The sequence below is a fragment of the Nodularia sp. UHCC 0506 genome, from assembly GCF_034931045.1.
In the GTDB taxonomy this organism is placed as follows: Bacteria; Cyanobacteriota; Cyanobacteriia; order Cyanobacteriales; family Nostocaceae; genus Nodularia.
In genome coordinates this window covers 15,029-33,638 of sequence record NZ_JAYGHH010000020.1, presented here as the reverse complement: position 1 = coordinate 33,638, position 18,610 = coordinate 15,029, and the positions used below count along the sequence as shown (strand labels likewise).

Here is an 18,610-nt window from a genome sequence, read left to right as displayed (position 1 = left end):
GGTACTTTAAGAAAGAACTGATGTGGGAAAGCTCACCTCCTAGTTCAAGCAAAGATCAACCAATTTAAGCGACTCTGACAAGGAGGAAACGCGATTGACCCCTGGTAATCATTACGAGAACGAGGAAGCTACAAAAGAGAGCTTACCACCCACAAGGTTTATGAGGACAAGGCAATTCTGGAATCAAATCAATAGTGTCTCCTCTGGGATCACTGGTATATTTAGTAGCCAAGATAGACCGTTTTATCGGCGGTTCTGGTTTTGGGCAAGTTTGGGTATAGGTAGTAGCATAGGTGGTACAATCATCGGCTTGCACTACTTAATTGGCACAATTGATCAGAGTTTGCCAGATCAAGCGGAACTGAAAGTTAGCAGCCGAGCGCAAACCCTAACCATTAAAGCTGTTGACGGCACTATACTCCAACAACAAGGTGAAGCCACCAGAGAACGGCTCAGGCTAGAACAAATACCAGATCAACTCCAACAAGCTTTTATTGCTTCAGAAGATAGAAGATTTGAAAGTCATCGTGGTATTGACCCTCAAGGAATTGTCAGAGCAGCTTTAAAGAACTTGCGATCGCAAGCTGTGGTAGAAGGTGCAAGCACAATTACCCAACAACTAGCAAGAATTCTTTTCCTCAAACAAGAGCAAACAATTTGGCGCAAACTCAAAGAAGTGCGCCTAGCTCAGAAAATGGAACAAGAGTTGAGCAAAAACCAAATTTTAGAACGTTACCTCAATTTGGTATATTTAGGATCTGGAGCTTATGGTGTCGCAGATGCCGCCTGGGTATACTTCAGTAAAACAGTAGATCAACTCACCCTGGGCGAAGCAGCCATGATTGCCGGATTAGCTCCCGCTCCCAGTTTATACTCCCCAAAGCAAAATCCTACAGCTGCGATACAAAGACGAAATATAGTATTGCAACGGATGTATGAAAATGAATTAATTACAGCCGCCCAAAGACAGGCATCTGCACAGGAATCACTCAACCTCAACAGCAGTTTTCCCAAGCGGCTACAAGTAAAATCGCCCTACTTTACTAGTCACATCCTCCAAGAATTACCTAAATATGTTTCCCCCGAAGTCTTAACACAAGGGGGTTTAGTAGTGGAAACAACCCTAAATCCCACTTGGCAGCAGGCCGCAGAAGCAGCAGTTAGCAAAACCTTAAAAAATCGAGGCCGTTGGCAGAATTTTACTCAAGGATCTTTGGTAGCCATAGACCCCCGTAATGGCGAAATTAAGGCTATGGTAGGCGGTAAAGACTTTAGTAAAAATCAATTTAATCGAGCTACTCAGGCACAACGTCAGCCAGGATCGACATTTAAGGGATTTGTCTATGCAGCAGCCATAGCCACCGGTAAAAGCCCAAATGACAGCTATCTAGATGCACCTATTGTCATTGATGACTACGAACCACAAAACTTTGGCAAAAACTTTCGTGGCTCTATGACTATCCGAGATGCTCTCACCCGTTCCACTAATACCATTGCGGTAAAAGTATTGCTAGATGTAGGATTTGAGCCAATTATTAATACTGCCCGTAATTTAGGGATCAAATCAGAACTTCAGCCAACCTATTCTTTAGCTCTTGGTTCCCATGAAGTAAATTTACTGGAATTAACCAACGCTTATGGTAGCTTTGCCACCCAAGGATTATATATAGAAGCTCATGGCATTCGCCGCATCCTTAACCGTCAAGGAGAGGTAGTTTGGTCACATAATTTCCAGCATCAGCGAGTGCTTGACCCCACAACTGCCGGGATTATGACCTGGATGTTACGCAACGTCGTTGAAGCTGGTACTGGCGGCCCTGCCCAGTTAAAGAATAGGCCTGTGGCGGGGAAAACAGGAACCTCTGATAAAGCCCGTGATTTGTGGTTTATTGGATACATTCCCCAAATAGTCACAGGCGTTTGGTTAGGTAATGATAATAACCGCCCGACTTCGGGAGACAGTGGTAGTGCTGCTTACACTTGGAGGGAATTTATGGAAAAAGCAGTAGAGGGAATGCCGATAGAAAAGTTTCCTGAAAGACCCAAGCTTCAAGGTCGAGTAGGTAGCATAAAAGCGCAACCCATCAAACCGAAATCAATACAGCATCGTTCTCTGTCCACTGTTGCAAATCAGCCCAGTCCCCCCAATACTAACGTTGCTAGATCATCTAGAAGTACCAGAAGACCTTCACAGCCACAAACTACCAATCCATCTGCGAGTGTAGCTTCCCCTACCAGACAGCGTAGAAGAGTAGAAGCAGATGCTGCACCACCCACTAAACCTCAACGTCCTAATAGTAGTTCTGGTTCTTCATCCCCACAGCCTTCTTGGAGAGAAAGACTCAGACCCAGCTCTTCTGCTTCTGATTAATCACTTTGCGATCGCCATTCCATAAATAATTAATATGACAAGTGCATCTTATATTTTTCTCGCAGGGGCAAGCCGTGGTGTTGGTCGAGAAATTGCCAAATGCTTAACCGCCCAAAATCTTCAAGTAAAAGCACTCCTGAGAAATGAGTCGGCTGTTGCTGAACTAGAAGCAATAGGAATTCAATCTGTAATGGGAGATGCTTTAAATGTCAGCGATATTGAAGGTGCAATACTGGCAAATGAACCGATCCACACAGTTATTAGTACCATTGGCGGCTTACCCTCAGAAGGTGAAAGGGCTGATTTTCTTGGTAACAAAAATCTCATTGATGCCGCAGTAAAAGCTGGTGTCCAAAGGTTTATTTTAGTTTCTTCTATTGGTACTGGTAATAGCGCCAGTGCTTTACCTCCGCAAGCTTTAGCAACTCTGGGGCCTGTGTTGGTGGAAAAGGATAAGGCTGAACAACACTTAATTGCTAGTGGATTAATTTATACAATTATTCGTCCTGGTGGTTTAAAATCAGAACCAGCCACAGGTAATGGAATTTTAACTGAAGATCCCCGGATTGTTGGTACTATTCATCGTCCAGATGTCGCCCAATTGGTTTGTAAGTGTCTAAATTCTCAACGTTCCCACAATAAAACTTTGTCCGCAGTGGACAAAAATATGTTGGCTGGGGAACCAGAGTTTGTAGAATTTAGTTTAACCTGAGTTCGACGGAACTAAAAAAGGCCAGGAGGTAGAGCAGGCAAATCTTTTGGGTAAATGTCAATGGAAGTTTTTTTAGGTAAATAGGTATAAGCAGCTAAACCAGCCATCAAATTCACCAAAAAGTTATGCGCTCGACCTTAAAGGGTGACAAACATTGATGGGTGTGGAATCGATAAAGCTAATCCCAGTAATTTCTCCTGTGCGTGTATGTAAAAAGCAACATAGATATTTTTAGTCTCGGCATTTTTTGTCTTTTTTTCAACTATTCCCCTTCTATTTGCTTCATTCTTTGGCATCCTACTTCTTTAAATTATTACCTAGCAAGCTTTTCAGGCTTTCCTCTCCGTCAAACTCACGTTATATTAATGTTTGTTCAAACATGAGATATCTCTGCCCTTATGTGGCAGCTTTTATGTACCTCTATAGTATTTTTACTAACTTCATTGTTTGTTTAAGTACAAGTTAAATGTATATTCATGTATGTATTTAATATATTTTTAATTTCAGTAAAAATACCTTATGTTTAGTGTTAATAATACTAGCAGCTTCATTTATCTATAATTTTTATGTAAATAAACTAAAAAAAGCTTACCAATCCGGAAAAACAGGTGTTATTATTACCTACATTGAGCAAACAAAAATCACAAATATAAAATAAAGTAACACTATGTCAAGTGTAAATCTATTGACTAAGTTATCAATAGCTACAGCCGGAGCAGCAGTAATTGCCCTGGGAACAGGAAATATGGCCTCGGCAGCTACAATATACTGGACTGATTGGATTAGTGGTACTAACACCAATGGTTTCACTGGCAATGGGACGATTACAACCCCAACATCAACAATCGATGTTACTTACAATAACCCACAAAATATCGATTTCTTTCAACCCAATGGCGGCATAGATTACTGGCAAAATGAGAGGAGTGGAAGAAATGAAGCAACATCACCCTACACAAGTGAATCCGTTGATAATATTCCCACGGGAACAGACATAATTGCCTTAAGATGGGCTGGAGAGCAAACACTAACATTTTCGGAAAACGTTGCCAATCTGGTGTTTTCTTATATAAGTCTCAATGGTAACGGTTACTCATTCACTCAAGATTTTGAAATATTGAGTTTTGGTAATTCTAGCGACGGAAATAGCTGTGGCTACTGGGGTTGTGGTACTTCGTTTAAAGAAGTCATTGACCTTGGTAATGGAGACTTTGAATACCGACTGTTAGGTACAGATGAGCCACATGGAACTATCCGATTTGCTGGGGCATTTCGTACCATCAGTTGGAGCAGCCTCAGCAGTGAATTGTGGAATGGGTTCACAGTAGGGATTGAAGGAACGGCAGAAGAAATCTTTGGTAGTGTTCCTGTTGATGGAAGCAGAGGAGAAGATTTAGCTAGTGTTCCTGAACCTACTTCTCTTATGGGTATCTTAGGCTTAGGTGCTTTTGGAGTTACTTCTTTTCGCAAACGCAAACAGCAAGGGACAGTGAAGTAACTTGATGTGAGATAGGGGAGGGAAAATACAAAATAAAGGTGACTTCACCAAATATTGAGTTTTCTCTATCTTTCAATTAAATATTAATTAATATATCCATTTGCTTTTGAAAAATTCATCCAAAGCCCCATAAATTTAGAGAGCATCCCAAATGTGCAAGTTTAATTTTTTTATGGGATTTTTGGCTGACAAAAGCATGAAAAAATGTAAATTATTTGTAGGGTGTGTTATGACGTAGGATAACGCACCCTATACCTTTAATTGTTGACATTCCTTTTTACATAGCTATAAAAATACGCACCTGATTATACAGTAGCTAGGTTCTATTTTGAAGTTTTAATGTTATGCTGTGCCAATTGCGGAGAATTGGATGAAGTATTTGTCTATTTTGTCCAGAATATACGGATAAATTACATCCTGGACAAAAATTTTATTCTTTGATGGAATATTTAGCTCAATTAATTTTTTGATTAAGGAGCCAAAGCATTACCGCGAATCAGACTACCAAGAGTTTTGGCAGTAATTTTGAGTTGGGTGAAGGGGTTAGCTGGGACAACTGTTTTATACAAATAGCTATCAAATGTGAGCTTCTGCACATCCAGATCATCGCACATTTCTACAAAGGCTTCGCGGGTAGCGTCGGAACGGTAGAACACTGTTTGCAGAATGTCTAGGACTTTGTAGGTGAGTCCGTATTTCTTATCCCAGCGCTTCAAGTAAACCTTGAGGTCTTTTTCTGTGGGAATACTGGCACCACTGTTAGACATTTCTACAATGGTTTCGGCACACATCCGCCCAGACTTAGCTGCAAAGTAAATACCTTCACCAGAGGATTTGGTAACATAACCAGCCGCATCTCCTACCAACGCAATCCGACCGACTACACGACGGGGACGGGGATGTTCTGGGATGGGGTGAGCTTCGACTTTAATGATTTTACCGCCTGCTAATTTTTCGGAAGCACGGGCGCGGATACCTGCTTGTAATTGTTTGATGCTGGCTTTATTAACTTGCATTGTGCCGGTACCGACGGCTACGTGGTCGTATTTGGGGAAAACCCAGGCGTAGAAGTCTGTGGAAACGTCATTGCCCACATACATTTCGGCTAAGTCGTTATAGTAGTCCATTTTATCCTGGGGTAAGCGGATGCGCTCTTGGAAAGCGATCGCATAGTTATAATCCCCAGCATCCATTTCTTTGGCAATGCGAGAATTAGCGCCATCCGCCCCAATCACTAAGTCTACTTTTAGGGTTTTAGTAATACCTTGTGAACCACCTTCTGTATGGTCAACGTAGTGAATTGTATAAGGACTGGTGTTATTTGTGGGTATATCAAGTTTATGAACAGTGGCGTTAATTAAATTTGCCCCTAGTTTTGCCGCCCGGTCACGCAGGAAACCATCCAGTACTTCCCGGCGGCACATTCCTATATATTCGTCTTCTTTTACTATATTGATATTAACCTCACGATTGGAAGGTGAAATCATTTTCATCTTCCGCACACGGCGGTCAATAATCTCTGGTGGTAGGTCAAATTCACCAACCATACACAGGGGAATTGCCCCCCCGCAGGGCTTGGCATTATCTAGTTTACGCTCAAATAAGTAAGTTTCAATTCCTGCTTTCGCCAGCGTTTCAGCGGCAGATGAACCAGCAGGACCCGACCCAACAACAGCAACCCGTAGTGTCAAAGGTCTTCTCCCAATAGTTGATAAAAACGTTTAACCCAAGCATCCTATCACGGAGTTTTGCTGGATTTCCCTGTCTTGCTTCAGATTTTGACTGAAATGCAATATTCCTTAATATTTCGATACAAAAAGAGGGGGTGGGGAATCGGAAATCGTGACTTATCAATGGGAACTATAAGTTATTACCTAGCATCTACCTCCTTCTATGCAAATTTCTGCATTCAACTCGCTGACTAGACAAGTTGGTGTGATCGCCATTACTGGATATCAAAAACACATTTCCCCCCATAAAGGTTTTGCTTGCGCTCATCGAATGTTATATGGGGGTGAATCTTGCTCTCAGTATTTTAAGCAGGTGATTATTCAGGACGGTTTCCGCGCCGCATTAACTCAGTCTCGTGAACGATTTCAAGCCTGTAAGCAAGCTAATTACATTTTGCGCACGCAAGCCGAGAAACGAGAACCAGAACCACAAAAACCCCAATCACCTCAGCACAAACCTGGTAGTAACAATCGTGACTGTAATGACTATTTGACTGGTATTGAGTGTGGAGGTCATTGTGTGGAAATTCTGATTACTAGCCCTGATTGTAGTGGGGCTGACTGTACTAGTCCTGATTGTAGTGCGCTTGATTGCAGTGGGGCTGACTGTAGCTTTCTCGATTGTGGCAGTTGTAGCTAAAATGTCTGATTCAAATTAACCGAAAGGATCTTATCTATGGTATATGTAAAGCACGGTAATCCTAGCAATAAGCCGTAGATTAAGTTGTAGAGGTACAGCAGCAGTGGGCATAGTAGTTGAGAATGTATCCAAGAATTTCGGGGATTTTCGAGCCGTTGAGCAGGTGAATCTCGAAATTAAAAGTGGTTCATTGGTTGCTTTATTGGGACCATCGGGATCTGGTAAATCCACTTTGCTACGGTTAATTGCGGGCTTGGAAATGCCAGATAGCGGTAAAATTTTGCTGACTGGTAAGGATGCTACATATCAAAGTGTCCAAGAGCGAAATATTGGATTTGTGTTTCAGCACTATGCCCTGTTTAAACATCTGAATGTTCGACAGAATATTGGTTTTGGTTTAGAAATTCGCAAAGCACCAGCGAAGAAAATTAAAGGCCGGGTAGAGCAATTACTAGAGTTAGTCCAATTAAGTGGATTAGGCGATCGCTATCCATCTCAACTGTCTGGTGGTCAAAGACAAAGGGTAGCATTAGCTAGGGCGCTGGCTGTAGAACCTAACGTATTATTGCTAGATGAACCATTTGGCGCACTGGATGCTAAAGTCCGTAAAGATTTGCGGGCATGGTTACGCCGCCTCCATGATGAGGTTCATGTTACCACTGTTTTCGTCACTCACGACCAAGAAGAAGCGATGGAAGTTTCCGACGAAGTGGTGGTGATGAATAAAGGAAGGGTAGAACAGGTGGGAACACCAGCCCAAATTTACGACAATCCCGCAACGGCATTTGTGATGAGCTTTATTGGCCCGGTAAATGTTTTATCCAATACCTCCAAGATTTTCCAGAGTAGTGGCTTTGATGCTGCAAATAGCCAAGTATTTTTACGTCCCCAAGATGTCCAGATTGAACGACAGGCAAATGGTACGACTGCACCAGCTACAGTTACCCGGTTAATCAATTTAGGTTGGGAAATTCAGATAGAATTAACGTTAGATGATGGGCAAGTTGTGGCTGCACATTTAACACGCGATCGCTTTGACGAGTTACAATTAGAACCACAAGATCGGGTGTATGTCAAGCCAAAAGACGCTAGGTCTTTTCCCCTGCATTATTCAATTTAACCTTAAACTTATTACTCTAAAAAAATAAAAAATCCCTCGGTAACTAGTCGAGGGATTTCGATTTTTAGTACTTTGCACATGAAATGTATCCCACGTAAATATTGTATCTATCCTTTTAAAATTAGGTGTGCCAAAATGCCAAAATAATGTCAGTTATGCAATCAATGACGGCTCTTAATCATTTATGGCTACCTGTACCGCAAAATTTGACTTTGTTATCAAATGATATTCATCTCTGGCGCATTCACCTTGATGTCTCAGAAGTACAGCGACAAAATTTGCTCACAACCCTTTCGGATGACGAGATCGCTCGTGCGAACCGATTCCATTTTCAGGAGCATCGGCAACGTTTTATCACAGGTCGCGGTATCCTGCGAAATATATTGGGTAACTACTTGGGTATTGAGTCACAACAAGTAGTATTTGACTATGAAGAGCGTGGTAAACCAGTGTTGGCGGATACTTTAGCTAAGAGTGGTTTATGTTTTAATTTGTCTCATTCTCAAGGGTTAGCGCTGTGTGCAGTCAATTATCACAGTCAAATTGGCGTAGATTTAGAGTATATTCGCCCCATGTCTGATGTAGAAGCCCTGGCCAAAAGGTTCTTTTTACCCAGAGAATATGAGATAGTGCGATCGCTATCTGGCCACGAACAGCAAGAAATATTTTTCCGTTATTGGACTTGCAAGGAAGCGTATTTAAAGGCCACTGGAGAAGGACTAGCTCAGTTAGAACAAATTGAAATATTACTCAATCCCACAAAACCCGCCCAGTTAAAGACATCTGAGAATTGGAGTCTTTTCGAGCTAAGGCCTGCTCAAGATTCTCTTGCTGCCGTAGTTGTGGCGGGTGCTGTTGATAATTTGCAGTGTTGGCAATACTGATGAGGTCAATTATCCTCTTGCATATTTCTGACAATTTTTGTTACTAATTTTCTAGGTGTAAAGCTGACGCTTTTTGCTAGGATTTGATTTATCAGACCAGGAATCACAATGGTTTGGCCTTTCATTAAAGCAGCATAACCGATTTTAGCGACTGTGGCAGCATCCATCATTCTTTTACCCTTCAGTAGTTTAGAATCTGCCATTCCCGTGCGTTCATGAAAGGCCGACTCAGTTGAACCTGGACAAAGCACCGTCACCGTGACACCTGTACCTTCTAATTCGTTAGCGATCGCCTCGGAAAATGATAAAATATAAGCCTTAGTAGCAAAATAAACCGCCATCAATGGGCCTGGTTGAAAAGCCGCAGCTGAAGAAACATTTAATATTTTGCCATAGCCTTCCTTGACCATATCCTTGAGGAATAGCTTAGTTAAATGGGTAAGACACACCACATTTAGTTGCAGCATTTCCAATTCAGAGGTCAGGTCTGTTTCATTAAATAATCCATAAATTCCAAATCCGGCATTATTTACCAATACATCAACATGAATATTTGCTGCTTGCAACTCTGCAAAAATTTCTTGAGGAGATGAAGGTATAGATAAATCCTTGACAATAGTTGTCACCGAATTGCCAAATTCTGCTTGAAATTTTATAGCAATTTCTTTTAATTTTAACCCAATTCGGTCTACTAACACCAAATTGTAATTATGAGCAGCGAAAATAGATGCTAGTTCGTAGCCAATACCACCCGCCGCCCCAGTAATAAGAACTGTTTGTTTGTGCTGAACTTGTTTGGTTGTGTTCATTTTAGAAGATTGGTGAAATCAATTTACTTGGTCAGCCTGACATTGATTGTGGCTTTTCGTAATTTACCGTTTGATAGTTTCGGTTGAAACTACTAAACTTCTTGTTGTTTATTACCCTTGTAAATTCTTGTATGATCAGTTTTTCAAGAAATTACAGGGTTTAGCCAGGTCTTACGCATTTGTAGAAATTGACAACCACCGAGATTCCTTGATATTGAAATTTTAATAACTACTTTATATTTATGTAGCTTTTAAAATAAATATTCATGCATAATAATTATTATTATACATCAATAAAAGTTTATATTTAAGTTTTAATAACTAATTTATATTGATGTATTTATTAATAACACCATTTTACCTAATTACTATAATTGTATAGTAAATTTAAACAATTCAACTACCTTATAGATACAATAAAATAGAGACGTTTCATGAAACGTCTCTACAAAATATACTTCCTCCTTTTAGTTCATTATTTATGCAAAATCACGTAAATATACGCACAGAACACGAATGAAGAAGGAAATAAATAGTATCAGGTAGATTTGAGGTTTCTTTTCCAGAAAACAAATTAAGCAAGAGTCAAGAAACCAGTTTGAACCAAGTATGAAGTGTAAGTCATCAATAATTTAGAATCAATTGGTGGACAAACAATAGAACTACCTGAGAGGGCTTTCAGGGTTGCCTGACAGCTAATTGTTGGTCTTCTAGCTTGCAAATATAAATCAGGAATAGTTACTTGTTCATCAGACCAGCGTTCTAGTAAAAAAGGACGCAGGGTGTACAAAGGATTCTCTACAGAAGAGACATTATTGATTAACTCTGATTGCCATTGTTCGTAGGGAATCATCTCTACCGGATAACCAAAAGACCGCACCCATTCAACTAAATCTTTTAAAGAAATCGGTTGCGGATGTTGTAAATGGAATGCCTTACCAATGGATTCTTTCTGTCTTGATAAGTAAACAACAGATTTGCTGACATAATCCACAGGGGACATATCCAACATATAATCTACATCAGGGAAGCTGCCCATTTGTAAACAGCCTTTAGTCATCAAATTGATAAAATCATGGGTATTACAAATACCTGTTTTGCTATCTCCTGAAATTAACGGTGGTCTGTGAATAGTTACGGGTAAGCCTCTATCACGAGCAACCTTAACTAATTTTTCTGCCACCCATTTAGTCTGAGAATAACCCAGATGAATCCCTTCCCAATGATTAAAATCATCCTGTTCTTCCACTAAATGACCAGCATAAACACTTGATTCAAAAATAGCCACACTGGAAACATAATGCAAAGGCTTAACTTTGGTCTGACAAGCTAATCTTAAAACCTCTTGAGTTCCTAAAACATTGGCTGTTTTCAGGGCTGAATAGGGATAAACATAATTTAGCAAAGCCGCACTATGATAAATGACATCAATATTGCTCGCTAAAATTTGGAATTGTTCAGAATCAATACCTAAAAGGGGTTGGGCTAAATCACCAACGATAGCAATCAGTCGAGAATTAAATTTCTCATCCCAAATTGCATACTGTTCTAAATTCTTTTGTAGTTTACTTTTGCCTTCTTCTACATTAGCAGCCCGGACTAAGCAATAGATATCCGCATCGGTTTCTTGTAGTAATTCTCTGATAATGAAAGCACCTAAGAAACCCGTTCCTCCAGTTAAAAAGATATGCTTAGGTTCATCCACAGACATACTAACTGCATTACTAGGATCAATAGTAGCATCAAGTACAACTTCAGCCGCCAAATTTACAACTGAAGAGTTGATTTGACCATCTTGAACCTGTAGACCTTCTTGTAATTCCTCAGCTAAACGCTGAGAAAGAGATGCAATATTAGGGTAGTGCCATAATAGAACCGGAGCTGGTTGAAATCCTAACAGGTTTTCTAATTTGCTGACTAAAGTCATCGCTTGCGCGGAATCTAAACCATAGGTTTCTAAATTTTCGTTGATGTCTATTTCATCAATTTCTACATCGATTAACTCAGCTAGGTTATTCACCAACCATGCTTGAATATCTGCGGCACTATAAGCTTGTTTAATAGTCATTTTTACATCTCCAATAATTGAGCATAATCTGGGCAATACTGACTGTAATCATCGGGTATTTGCATTCCTTGAATTGTCAAGCTTTGAATGCGATATAAAAATGCTGCTCCAGTCATGATGTGATGAGCAACATCAACTACTCGACGATTATCTGGTTCAGCTAAATAAGAACCGCGCACCCAATCATTAAAACTACCCATTGCGGGGCCACACCAAATTTGATAATCAACTTCTCTACCTTTTTCCCCCGAACTAGACCAACGAGAAGATAATCCTAAATACCAGCGAAAAATTAACGCCATTTTCAGCTTCGGATTATTAACTGCTTTGCCTAGTTTCTCAGGATTTTTCTGGGATAAATAGCTGGCTGTTCCTTCCCAGACTTCGGCTAGAGTTTTGCGAAAAATTTGCTTTTCTAATTTCTCTCTTTCTGCCTGGGGAATCTCTTCAATTGAGTTATAGTTACGGTACAATTCATACAACTTTTGCGCCCGCATGGGAAACATTGTGCCGCGTTTGAGGACTTGCAGTTTCACGCCCATTTCAAACATATCGGCGGCTGGAGCCATTATCATATCAGCCATTTCAGCTTGAGCTAATAATTTTTTAGTATGATTACAAGCTCCAGATTCAATGCAGGATTGATTAATTGAACCAGTCATGATGTAAGCCGCACCCATCATAAAAGCTGCTAAGGCTGATTGAGGCGTAGCAATTCCGCCAGCTACTCCAATTCTAATTGGTTGTTGATATCGAAATTGTTCTTGAATTTCATTCCGCAAACTAATAATAGAAGGCAATAAACAGACTAAAGGACGATTATCTGTATGTCCGCCAGAATCAGCTTCGACGGTGATATCATCAGCCATCGGGACTTTAGTTGCAAGTTTGGCTTGTAAATCAGTAATTAATCCTTGTTCCAGTAATTCTTTCAGGATTCTGGCTGGTGCTGGTTGGAGAAATTTACTCGCTACTTCTCGCCGCGAAACTTTGGCAATGACTTTGTTTTTGATTTCAATTTGATTGGCATCATTTAAACTTAGTCCGGCAACACGGTAATAAACTATGTTGGGGGTTAAATCTAAAAATGCTGAAGCTTCTACGGTTCTTACTTGATATTTGAGGTATAAGTTCACAGCACGGCGTTCAATAGCCATGTCGTTAGGGCTGTGAATTAAATTGAAGGCGTAGGGGCCATGAGGTAATGCTGCTTGAATGGTTTTAATGGCTGTTTCTAAACGTTCTGGAGGTAAGCCACCTGCACCAAATGAACTCAAAATTTTGGCTTTTCCTAATGCAATTACCATTTCTTCGGAGGCTATTCCGCCAGCCATTGCACCGGTAACATAGGCATATTTTACGCCATGTGCAGCTAGGAAGTTTGAGTCTCCTAATTGTTGTAGATTGATTGGAGGAACAAAGGTAAGAAGTTCGGTTTGTACTGTGGTGTTATTTTCTGGAGGGCATAAATAGCCTTCGTTTGTAACACCGATTTTTCCGGCAATTTTAAGGATGTAGCAGGGTTTATCTAATGTTAGTAGTTTGTTTTTGATGACTGATTCCTGGAAAGATATGCTATCTAATGCACCTTTCCAAGTGAGGTTTTGAGTGTGGGAATTAATGGGGAATTTTAGGCTATTATTGTGTTGATCTGGTAGTGTGTCTACAGGAATCACGGTGGTTATACCTCAGTTTGTTAATGGGGGGTTGTAGTAATTCTGTTTGTGTTGTCAGAGGTCTTTTTTTTTAACGAACCGCAAAGAACGCAAAGGACACAAAGGAAGAAAGAAGAAAGGAAGAATTTAGGTGATGAGTGAGATTTGTATATTTAGCTAGTGATGTTTGGCATTGCTGAATTAGAGTGTTACTCTCATCTCTTACTCTCTGCGCCTCTGCGCCTCTGCGTGAGATAAGTAAGTAGGCGAGAATAAATCAAAGTACATTAAGTAATGTAAAAATATTGAGATTGTTTCGTAGTGAGGGCTACAGCCCTCAAATAAGGACTAAAGTCCTTACTACAAACATTGAATTATTCCTGCTGCTCTACTTAACTAATTCATACTGACCATCTATGATTCTTCATTCAATAAGTTTTCGGCACAAACTAGCTGTAATTGAATGATTTCGCTCATCTGTTTACTAAAATCTTTTCTGGCTTGCAGGAAGGCAGTGTGATTTTGAGTTATTAAGTAATTGTTATCGCTCAGTTGTTTGTACTGAGTTTTGTTCAATTCAAGCATTCTAATTGTGTTATCAAGTTGATGATTTGTAGCTGGAGATGCCAGAATTGTTGACTCAGAAGATTGTAATTCTTCTGGAAACTCAAAACCGTGTCCCATGATATTTTTTGTTGGGTATTCGGCTGGCTGGATTGGAGAATTAATATTGTCTAATTCGCTGGTAAATGGTATGTTTTGATGCAGTTTTTCTACCCGATAATTGTTGAGGTTGCTGGCGATATTTTGGAAGTATTCACGATTTTCTTCGCTTAAAATTGCACCTGCAATTGATTTACCGCCCAAGGTGATTGTTCTGAGAGTTAATTTGTGTTGTTTGGTTGTGGCTGTACTGAGATTGTACAGAGGTGATAAATCTAATTTCACCCGATGACTAACAAGTTTTGCTAAGGCTTTGACCATTGATGTGTGGTCATCCATACCTCTACGATTGAGAGATACGGTAATGTGTTCTTTGTTTTCTAGAATTTTGCTAATCCATCGAGAACAAACTCCACCCGCGCCAGCTTCAACAAATATTTTTACGCCATCGTCATAGACACGGTTGACTAATTGGGGAAAATCTAGCTGTTGGCAAAGTCCGGTGGCTATGCTGTTAGCTATAACCTCTCTATCAAGTTTGATGGGTTGGTACTCGGCGGCTGAGTAAAATGTGATGTCTGGTAAGTCTTGAGTAGGTAAGCTATTAACTTTGGCTATTTCTTCGTATTCTGACCGCATGGCTTCACAATGAATTACATGGTCGAAGGGTGCGGGAAAAGAATTACAACCTAAAGTTTTAATAATTCTCTGACAAGCTGTTTTTTCTCCAGCAATTAAGACTTCTTCTGGTGTGTTGATTTGAGTTAAATAAACTTGTGACTCATGTTTTAAACATTCTTCTACTTGGGAAGGTTTCGCCATGAGGACATAAGTCGCCCAGAAGTTATCATCTTGTGATTCTGTGTTATTTGTTAAGCCCCAATACTGGCGCACTGCATTTTTAGCGCCTGATAATTTATCGCCAAATAAAGGTGATGAGTTGAGGGTATTACTTCCGCCTTCAAAGTCACTCCAAACTCCTTGGGCTACCATCATGCTGGTTTCACCTAAGCTATAGCCAAAGACGCATTTTGGTTTAACTTGAAAATCGTCTCGGAAAATCGCTGTCATGTATCTGGCGAAGGCGATTTCACTTTCAAACATCCCCAAGGAATCATCTAACAATTCTTTTTCGAGGGTTTCTAGTTGTCTAGTGGCGAGTTTGGGGAAGCTGCGAGGATAAACCAGTTTCTCTACATCAGCAGCACGGTTATAGAGGTTATTACTCTTTAAGTCTTCAAAGACTTTGGGAAATAAGCGGAAAACTGTCCGACCAATACCAATGTAGGAATTAACGGCGGCTGGATAAACATAAGCAACATTTGCGGTTTTACCCAGGGGTTTGGTTGTAAAGTAACTACCTAATGGTGTTAACCAGTCTGTACTTTTTTCAAAGGCTGTATTTACACCTTTACGTGCAGCATCAATTTGTTTGAGGAGTTCTTTTTTGTTACGTCCAGTAATTGCGAGAGCATATTTACTTTCAGAATGCTCTTGAAAAGTTGTAAAGGTTTGACTGGCTGTAGTTGATAAACAAGAACTATCTGCAATAGTTTTTTCGAGATTATTTAAAACCTCTTGTAGATTGTTTTGACTTTCAGCTGCTACGGGGAACAGATGAAAAGGCATTTGCTGTAAATACCTACTGTCACGTTCTTCTTGGTCTGGGTCTTCGGATAAGATGACGTGAGCATAAGTCTCGTCTATACCTATGCTATTGATAGCGGCTATACGACGTGTACCACCTTTATCGACAAACCAAGGTCTAGACTCTGTAGCGACATAGAAGGGACTACCTGACCATTTTTGTGGAGTCTTTGCACCAGACCATTTAGGAGTCGCGGGAATGTATCTGTAATAGAGACAAAGAGCAGTTTTGATTAAGCTGGCAATTCCTGATGCTGTGTATGTATGACCTATATTAGCCTTGACGCTACCAATGGCACATTGCAGACCATTTCCAGTTTGAGGATAAGCCTGTAATAACCCGGTGATTTCGGCTTCATCTTGTTGAGGAATACCACTACCAAAAACCTCTACATAGTTAACTTCTTGGGGTTGAATTTTGGCGATTTCAAAAGCTTGCTGACAAGCATTATTTGTGGCTGCTGCAAAACTGACGGCATCCAGTACAGCATATATTTTGTGGTTTTCTTGTTGAGCCGTGTCATGACGCTTGAGGACAACTGCACCAGCACCTTCTCCGACCATCCAACCATCGGCATTTTCGTCAAAACTTAAGGTATTGATGCCTTGATTGATTTTGGCTAATTGACTGCGTAATAAGACATTTTCTACACCTCCAGCCAAATCAATTGCACCTAAAACTACAGCCTCGACTTCTCCAGATGCTAGTAACATTTGTGCTACTTCTAAGGCTTTAAGAGCAGAGTTTTCACCAGCCGTCATTGTGAAAGCGGGGCCTGTGAAGTTCCATAAAGCAGAAATTCTACCTGCCATAATATTGGCGATGTGACTGACATACTCGCTGGTTTCAACAGGATGATGGATGCTATCTTTAACTATGCTTTCTAGCTGGGAAAGTTCTGCATCTGGTAAAGAGATATTATCCTCTAATAAGCCTTCTTTTACCTGCCAAGATAAATCCCATCGTTGTTGTAGCTGATGTACAGAAAGTTCGGTTTCTGCCGCTACAATTACTGCGACATTTCCACCTTCTTTTAGTCCTGCATCTTCAACAGCACGGTTAGCAACTTTTAATAGTAATAGTTGTTGAGGATTGAGTTTTTCAACTTCATTGGGAGGAACCTTACAAGCTAAAGTATCAATGTCAAAGTCTTGGATGTATGCTCCAATTGGTGGTTTACCATCCTCTAAACCATACTCTTGCAGTAAGTCTGTTTGCTCGTCTATACCTTGCCATCTGGAAGGGGGTAGAGGAATAAAATGCTGTTTTCCTTCGTAAATACTGCGCTCAAAGGCATCTAATCCGTTACAACCACCGAAAAAGGCATCCATACCGACAATAGCGACTTTAGCCTGTTCTACAGGTGCATTTGAGTTTATATCTGGGGCTGTATTTCCTTGTTCAAGAATTAAGTGGGAATTAGTACCGCCAAAACCAAAGGCACTGATAGCTGCTCGTTTAATGGGTGTATTGTTGTTAGGCCAAGTCGTAGCTTTTCTGACAATATTATCACTGGAAATAACATTATTGTCTGAGGCTAAGGGGACATCAACATTAATGGTAGGTGGAATGATGTTCTGAGACATACTCAGAATTACTTTTGTCAAGCCTACCATCCCAGCAGCAGTTAATAAATGCCCGACGTTGGCTTTAGCAGAACCGACTAAAGGTGAGGCTTGATGTTGTCCGAAAAAGGTAGCTATGGAGTTGAGTTCGGTGGTATCGCCTAATAATGTCCCGGTAGCATGACATTCTAAATAGTCGATGCTTTGAGGACTGATTTGAGCTTCGTTATAAGCTCGTTCAAAGGCGAGAACTTGTCCTTTGGTATTGGGGCTAAGTAAGTGCTTACCTTTACCATCGTTGGAGAGTCCATTACCGCAAATTGTGGCGAGAATATTGTCATTATCTCTGATAGCATCGGTGTATCTTTTTAGGACTACCATTCCTACACCATCACCGGGAATCAAGCCTCTGGATGTCTTATCTAGAGGGCGACTTGTACCGTCTTCTGCAAAGCCTTGGACACCAGAAAAGAGCATTCGCACAAATAATGAGTCTGCACAACTGATGGCTCCGGCTAACATCATGTCAGCTTTATGGGATGATAGGTAATGAGAGGCTAACTTGATCGCATAAAATGAAGATGAACAAGCCGCATCTAGACATAAGTTAATTCTAGATAATGATAAGGCTTGAGCAACTATTGATGCTGGTAAGCCGGAAATCATCGCATTGTAAACAGATGCTTTGGTTGTTATGGGTAAACCAGCTAAATCAAAGTTTTCATGCTGCAAAAGTTCTTTAACAGCAGGTGCGATCGCTTGCTGATAAATAGGGGAGAATAATTGATGGGAAAGTCTGGTTGGGAAGGAAAGATTACCCAGAATTACACCACATTTAGCAAGGAGGTTTTGCTTTCCCCAGTAGCCACTATTCTTAATGGCTTGTTTGGCTGCATATAATGACCATTTGAAGCTGTCGTCTAAACCTGCAATTAATTCTGAGGGGAGGTTGTATTCAGAAGCATCAAATTCAAAGTCTCGAATGTAGCCACCTTTGAGGGAATATGTTTTATCTGGTGTGCCTTTAACTGGGTTGTAAAAAATAGTGGGATCTACGCCAATTTCGGCGATGGTTGCTGATGATGTGGCATCTTTTTGGGAAACAAGATTTTGCCAAAATTCGTCAGGGTTTTTAGCATCGGGAAATAGGCTGGATAATCCGATGATGGCTATTTTTTGCATTGTTATATCCTCGACAGTTTTGGGGTATTAAAAGAAGGCAGGATTTACGCTGTTCCCCAAATTTG

Annotated in this window: 11 protein-coding genes and 1 pseudogene; 6 read left to right on the top strand and 6 right to left on the bottom strand. The window is 40.5% G+C overall.

What is annotated here, in order from left to right; translation table 11 throughout:
• The first annotated feature begins 160 nt into the window (after positions 1-160).
• Positions 161-2,371 (top strand): penicillin-binding protein 1A, encoded by a 2,211-nt coding sequence (locus VB654_RS13235; RefSeq protein ID WP_323214234.1) that lies wholly within the window; start codon positions 161-163, stop codon positions 2,369-2,371.
• A gap of 34 nt (positions 2,372-2,405) precedes the next feature.
• Complete coding sequence (locus tag VB654_RS13230; protein ID WP_323214233.1) at positions 2,406-3,083, top strand: SDR family oxidoreductase; 678 nt, start codon at positions 2,406-2,408, stop codon at positions 3,081-3,083.
• Positions 3,084-3,215: 132 nt separating this feature from the next.
• On the opposite strand, the pseudogene VB654_RS25245 reads toward VB654_RS13230, so the two are convergent.
• Positions 3,216-3,308, bottom strand: a pseudogene (locus VB654_RS25245) (IS982 family transposase); the annotation flags it as partial.
• Between the two features lie 442 nt (positions 3,309-3,750).
• Between VB654_RS25245 and VB654_RS13225 the strand changes: the two are divergent.
• The gene (locus VB654_RS13225) at positions 3,751-4,581 is read left to right on the top strand and encodes a PEP-CTERM sorting domain-containing protein (RefSeq protein ID WP_323214232.1); all 831 of its coding nucleotides are present in this window, start codon (positions 3,751-3,753) and stop codon (positions 4,579-4,581) included.
• Between the two features lie 470 nt (positions 4,582-5,051).
• On the opposite strand, the gene chlP is transcribed toward VB654_RS13225, so the two are convergent.
• Positions 5,052-6,272 (bottom strand): geranylgeranyl reductase, encoded by a 1,221-nt coding sequence (chlP, locus tag VB654_RS13220; RefSeq protein WP_323214231.1) that lies wholly within the window; start codon positions 6,270-6,272, stop codon positions 5,052-5,054.
• A gap of 202 nt (positions 6,273-6,474) precedes the next feature.
• Between chlP and yidD the strand changes: the two genes are divergently transcribed.
• The 3 genes from yidD to hetI all read left to right on the top strand — a co-directional run bounded on the left by yidD (position 6,475) and on the right by hetI (position 8,955).
• Positions 6,475-6,951 carry a membrane protein insertion efficiency factor YidD gene (gene yidD / locus VB654_RS13215; protein WP_323214230.1) on the top strand — a complete coding sequence of 159 codons (477 nt, stop codon included), beginning with the start codon at positions 6,475-6,477 and terminating at the stop codon, positions 6,949-6,951.
• Between the two features lie 103 nt (positions 6,952-7,054).
• Complete coding sequence (locus tag VB654_RS13210) at positions 7,055-8,071, top strand: sulfate/molybdate ABC transporter ATP-binding protein (RefSeq protein ID WP_323214229.1); 1,017 nt, start codon at positions 7,055-7,057, stop codon at positions 8,069-8,071.
• A gap of 164 nt (positions 8,072-8,235) precedes the next feature.
• Positions 8,236-8,955, top strand: a complete 720-nt coding sequence (gene hetI, locus VB654_RS13205; protein WP_416235683.1) for a 4'-phosphopantetheinyl transferase HetI — start codon at positions 8,236-8,238, stop codon at positions 8,953-8,955.
• A 5-nt stretch (positions 8,956-8,960) separates the two neighbouring features.
• On the opposite strand, the gene VB654_RS13200 is transcribed toward hetI, so the two are convergent.
• From VB654_RS13200 to VB654_RS13185, 4 genes are all read right to left on the bottom strand, one after another.
• Positions 8,961-9,764 (bottom strand): SDR family oxidoreductase, encoded by an 804-nt coding sequence (locus tag VB654_RS13200; protein ID WP_323214228.1) that lies wholly within the window; start codon positions 9,762-9,764, stop codon positions 8,961-8,963.
• Between the two features lie 574 nt (positions 9,765-10,338).
• On the bottom strand, positions 10,339-11,832 hold the full coding sequence (locus VB654_RS13195; RefSeq protein ID WP_323214227.1) for a thioester reductase domain-containing protein: 1,494 nt from the start codon (positions 11,830-11,832) through the stop codon (positions 10,339-10,341).
• A gap of 2 nt (positions 11,833-11,834) precedes the next feature.
• Positions 11,835-13,508: a PfaD family polyunsaturated fatty acid/polyketide biosynthesis protein gene (locus VB654_RS13190; protein WP_323214226.1), complete on the bottom strand. Its 1,674-nt coding sequence runs from the start codon at positions 13,506-13,508 to the stop codon at positions 11,835-11,837.
• Between the two features lie 393 nt (positions 13,509-13,901).
• Complete coding sequence (locus VB654_RS13185) at positions 13,902-18,545, bottom strand: PfaB family protein (RefSeq protein ID WP_323214225.1); 4,644 nt, start codon at positions 18,543-18,545, stop codon at positions 13,902-13,904.
• Between the last annotated feature and the right edge of the window lie 65 nt (positions 18,546-18,610).

Bases quoted from the DNA above. Each gene is read 5' to 3' on its own strand.
- yidD (WP_323214230.1), top strand. From the start codon at position 6,475: ATGCAAATTTCTGCATTCAACTCGCTGACTAGACAAGTTGGTGTGATC.
- VB654_RS13200 (WP_323214228.1), bottom strand. From the start codon at position 9,764: ATGAACACAACCAAACAAGTTCAGCACAAACAAACAGTTCTTATTACT.
- VB654_RS13195 (WP_323214227.1), bottom strand. From the start codon at position 11,832: ATGACTATTAAACAAGCTTATAGTGCCGCAGATATTCAAGCATGGTTG.
- hetI (WP_416235683.1), top strand. From the start codon at position 8,236: ATGACGGCTCTTAATCATTTATGGCTACCTGTACCGCAAAATTTGACT.
- VB654_RS13225 (WP_323214232.1), top strand. From the start codon at position 3,751: ATGTCAAGTGTAAATCTATTGACTAAGTTATCAATAGCTACAGCCGGA.
- VB654_RS13235 (WP_323214234.1), top strand. From the start codon at position 161: ATGAGGACAAGGCAATTCTGGAATCAAATCAATAGTGTCTCCTCTGGG.
- VB654_RS13230 (WP_323214233.1), top strand. From the start codon at position 2,406: ATGACAAGTGCATCTTATATTTTTCTCGCAGGGGCAAGCCGTGGTGTT.
- VB654_RS13185 (WP_323214225.1), bottom strand. From the start codon at position 18,545: ATGCAAAAAATAGCCATCATCGGATTATCCAGCCTATTTCCCGATGCT.